Annotated in this window: 4 protein-coding genes; 1 reads left to right on the top strand and 3 read right to left on the bottom strand. The window is 42.7% G+C overall.

The features are described 5' to 3' along the window. A partial coding sequence (locus AACT21_RS07445; RefSeq protein ID WP_141195226.1) for an EAL domain-containing protein occupies positions 1 to 766 on the top strand: 766 nt, incomplete at its 5' end. A 75-nt stretch (positions 767 to 841) separates the two neighbouring features. Here the strand turns inward: AACT21_RS07445 and AACT21_RS07440 are convergent. The 3 genes from AACT21_RS07440 to AACT21_RS07430 all read right to left on the bottom strand — a co-directional run bounded on the left by AACT21_RS07440 (position 842) and on the right by AACT21_RS07430 (position 3,948). Beyond that, complete coding sequence (locus AACT21_RS07440; protein ID WP_094163147.1) at positions 842 to 1,774, bottom strand: class I SAM-dependent methyltransferase; 933 nt, start codon at positions 1,772 to 1,774, stop codon at positions 842 to 844. An 11-nt stretch (positions 1,775 to 1,785) separates the two neighbouring features. After that, positions 1,786 to 2,481: a TIGR01621 family pseudouridine synthase gene (locus AACT21_RS07435; protein ID WP_013857031.1), complete on the bottom strand. Its 696-nt coding sequence runs from the start codon at positions 2,479 to 2,481 to the stop codon at positions 1,786 to 1,788. Between the two features lie 123 nt (positions 2,482 to 2,604). Beyond that, on the bottom strand, positions 2,605 to 3,948 hold the full coding sequence (locus AACT21_RS07430) for a sodium-dependent transporter (protein WP_013857032.1): 1,344 nt from the start codon (positions 3,946 to 3,948) through the stop codon (positions 2,605 to 2,607). Between the last annotated feature and the right edge of the window lie 42 nt (positions 3,949 to 3,990).

The following is a 3,990-nucleotide window of genomic DNA, read 5'->3' as shown; positions in this document are numbered from 1 at the left end:
CTTATTATCTATTTTTTATTTAAAGTTCAGAAATTATAAAAACTCAATTCAAGGATTAATTCTTAAAGGCATTAAAGATAAACAATTCATCCCTTACTACCAAGCCATTCTTGATAGCCGAGAAGAGAGAGTTATTGGCTATGAGATCTTAGTTCGTTGGTGCAAAGGCAAGGAGATGGTTCCACCAAATGAGTTCGTTGGTCCGGCGGAAACATCCGGTTTAATCATCCAGATAACGAATCAAATCATAAGAAAAGTAATTGATGATTTAGAACAATTCGATGTGCAGCAATGGGTGAGTATCAATATCGTGCCAGCCCACATTGAAAGTGGTGGCTTAGCAGAAACACTAGAAGAACTCAATTGGCCGACCACCAAACAGATTCATTTTGAAATAACAGAAAGAACGCCATTTATTAATATTGAAAATGCAGGTAGGGCACTATCTCATCTTATGGCAAAAGGCTATAAGTTCAAAATTGATGATTTTGGGACAGGTTACGGTGGTTACTCATATATACAAAATCTTGGCATTTCTTGTATTAAAATAGACAAAATGTTTATTGATACGATTGGAACTGACGACTTAAAAATAAAGGTACTCAATTCCATTATTCTCTCAGCACAAGAAGCTAATATTGAAATTATTGCTGAAGGCGTTGAACGCGGAGACCAAGTTGATTATCTTGCTACTCGTGCTGTGTATCTTATCCAAGGATTCATCTATTCTAAACCCTCACCGATTGAACATATTTTGCAAAATTAATAATTCCTGAAGTCAGGAGCAATCACACCATAACCAACTTTATTATGGCGTGATCTTACCTAGTCTCCATTCTACTTAGGAGAAAATCAGTGCTTTCAGGCTGGCTTGCGGATCAATATCTTCAAACTCTGGTGGGTTTTCTAGGCGAGCTTGAAAAGTAAGTGATGGCGCTTCCACCTTCATCCCTTCGATTAAAAAGTCGCAGGTTACGGCTGGTGAATTAACGCATGCAAGCACTTCGCCGCCTTGTTCTAACAACTCTGGTAAACGGCGTAAGATACGTTGATAATCTTTAGTCAGCGCAAAGCTGCCTTTTTGAAACGAAGGAGGATCAATAATAATCAAATCATATGGCCCTGATTTTTTGATTTTCCCCCAAGACTTGAAAATATCATGTCCAAGAAACTTCACTGAATTGAGATTGTGGCCATTTAATTGATGGTTTTCACGGCCTTTAGCCAGTGATGCTTTGGCCATATCGACATTCACAACTTGGTCAGCACCACCAGCAATAGCTGCTACTGAAAAACCGCAAGTATAGGCAAATAGATTCAGTACATTTTTATGTTTAGCGTGAGATGAAACCCACTCACGGCCGTAGCGCATATCCAAAAACAGCCCGAAATTCTGGTTACGCCCAATGCTCAATTGGTACTTTAAGCCATTTTCGACCACCACAGGGAAAGGCTCTAATTCTCCCCATACTGTTTCTGAAGGCGCGCCATCGGCATATCGATGCTGAAGTAAAACACAACGACCTTGCTTTTCTAGCCATAACGGACGGGTTGTTAGGTGCGACAAACCCGCTTTTAACTCCGCGAGAAAATCTTCTTCGACATTTTTAAATAAGTTGACGACTAACTGCCCTTGCAACCAGTCACAGGTGAGCTGTTCTAGACCTGACCACTGACGACCTCGGCCATGAAATAAGCGGCGAATTTCACCGGTATTACAAGAGAGCTGCTGCTCAATATGGGTAAAAAAGTGAGGAAGCGCTGAGCGTTGCATTGTTTGTTCTGTCATTTGTTTACTTTCGGCCAAACTAGATTCCAAGGTGTTAACCAAGATTCAATCCCTTGGCTAACAATGTCTGAGTTCCATTTCTGCCCCATCGCTACTTGATTGCGTGGGTCGCAGATAAATTGATACCACAGATCCTGATAGCAAAAACGTAACGCAAAAGCGTGTAGATAGCCTCTATCAGAATCATCATGAGAATGATAAATCGGGTCACCGACAATCGCAGAGCCGAGTGATTTCAAAGCAACCCTAATTTGGTGGGTTTTTCCGGTAAAAGGTTTACATAAAAAGAGACGTTCACCCGGCTCAGCAGAACAGGAAAAAAACTGCGTTACTGCAGGGTTATTTTGTGTCGCTACTAACTTCCATGACGAACGTCGAGAGCGTTCCATATCACCGCTTATCAAGCCCTGTTTCTTTTTAGGCTTTTTACTGCCAATGGCAAGATAGAATTTCTCGACTTCCCTTGCTGCAAAGTTTTTAGACAACTCACTGGCCGCAGCTTGGTGGCGGGCAAGCAATAAAATGCCGGACGTCATTTTATCCAACCGATGAACTAAGTAGAGCTGGCCATCACCTGAAACCTTACCCACTTCTTGCAGAAGCATCGTATCCCCGTCATCTTTGTGTACAGAAACATTGGGATGCTTGTTGATGATGAGAAAATCGTTGTGAGTATAAAGAATATCAAACATGTGAATCACTAACTGCAGAATAGGCGGCTGAGTATAGCGTTAAACAACACAGATACCAATAAATGCAAGGTTCAAGGCCGTAGGATGATAAAAAGGCTCTCGGATGAGAGCCTTAGGAATGCGCTAAATTAATGAATAAGCAAAGACCATTAAAATCGCCACGGGGCAAACAAAACGCACGTACCATGGCCAAATTTTCCAGAATAGGCTTTGTGCAATGTCTGGGTTACCTTGTTTGATCTCATCAAGCAATTTATTACGATGCCAAACCCAACCCACCACAATAGCCCAAACCACACCTAATAAAGGTTGCATATAGACGGTCGAGACGTTAGCCACTAGGTTAAATAACGCCCCAAAGTTAAGGGAAATGATGATGCTCAGCAGCGCAATGGCTCCACCGATCATCCATGTTGCTTGGCTACGAGTCATTTTTAGTTCATCTTGCGCGCAAGATACTGGTACTTCTAGCATAGAAATTGAAGAAGTTAGCGCTGCGATAACCATCAAAATAAAGAAACCAAAGCCGAGCAACACCCCTGCACTGCCCATATTATCAAACATCGCAGGCAGCACGGTGAAGACTAAATCGCCCGAACTCATCAAGTTGCCTGCATCATCAAAAATTTCGACACCATGATTTTTAGCCACAAACATTGCTGGGAGAATCAAAAGGCCAGCTGCAAACGCCACTCCTGTATCAATCGCCGCGACTTGCGCCGCTGTTTTTGGCAAATTAACATCTTTCTTAAGATATGAGCCATAAACGATCATCGCTCCAACGCCTAAAGAGAGAGAGAAGAAAGCTTGCCCCATTGCGTCTACTAATAAACTGGGAGTGATGTGCGCAATATCAGGGATCAAATACATCTTCAATCCTTCCATTGCCCCATCTTGGGTAAAGATATAAGCAATCATGGCGCCGAATAGAATAAAAAGCACTGGCATCAAACGGGTAGACCATTTTTCAATGCCGTCCGCGACACCTTTTCGCACAACATAAATAGTGAGCAAAGAAAATGCGAGAGCCAGTAAAACATTGCGTAAGCCGCTAAAATTCACTAACCAATCGGCCGCCGTCTGTAAACCCAACAAGCCTAATATAGGAGATGCCGCAAAACCCATAAGCCATCCGGCAAGAATGGAGTAAAAACTGAGGATCATCGATGAGGCAATCATCGCGATAATACCAAACAGTGCCGCCGCCGCACGATTTTTGGTCCAGATACTTCTTAAAGAAGCGATGGGGTTAGATTGTCCATGTCGCCCGATCGTCAATTCCGCAACCAGCATTGGAAACGCCAGCAAGAATACCATCGCCAAATAAATCACTAAAAATGCCGCGCCACCATTACTTGCCGCTTTGGTCGGAAAACCCCACACATTCCCTAGGCCAACCGCAGAACCTGCAGCCGCCATAATAAAACCAAGTCTCGATGAGAAATGACCTCTTGAACTACTTGCCATAAACTATTTACCAATGTTGTGTTTGTTAGGCAGTGCTAAAAG

It is taken from the genome of Vibrio sp. V08_P9A1T1, assembly GCF_963874405.1.
GTDB classification, from domain to species: Bacteria; Pseudomonadota; Gammaproteobacteria; order Enterobacterales; family Vibrionaceae; genus Vibrio; species Vibrio anguillarum.
This window is presented reverse-complemented; position numbering and strand designations above follow the sequence as displayed.

What these genes read in the sequence shown, in the direction of transcription:
- AACT21_RS07440 (WP_094163147.1), bottom strand. Translation starts at nt 1,774, where the DNA reads ATGCAACGCTCAGCGCTTCCTCACTTTTTTACCCATATTGAGCAGCAG.
- AACT21_RS07435 (WP_013857031.1), bottom strand. Translation starts at nt 2,481, where the DNA reads ATGTTTGATATTCTTTATACTCACAACGATTTTCTCATCATCAACAAG.
- AACT21_RS07430 (WP_013857032.1), bottom strand. Translation starts at nt 3,948, where the DNA reads ATGGCAAGTAGTTCAAGAGGTCATTTCTCATCGAGACTTGGTTTTATT.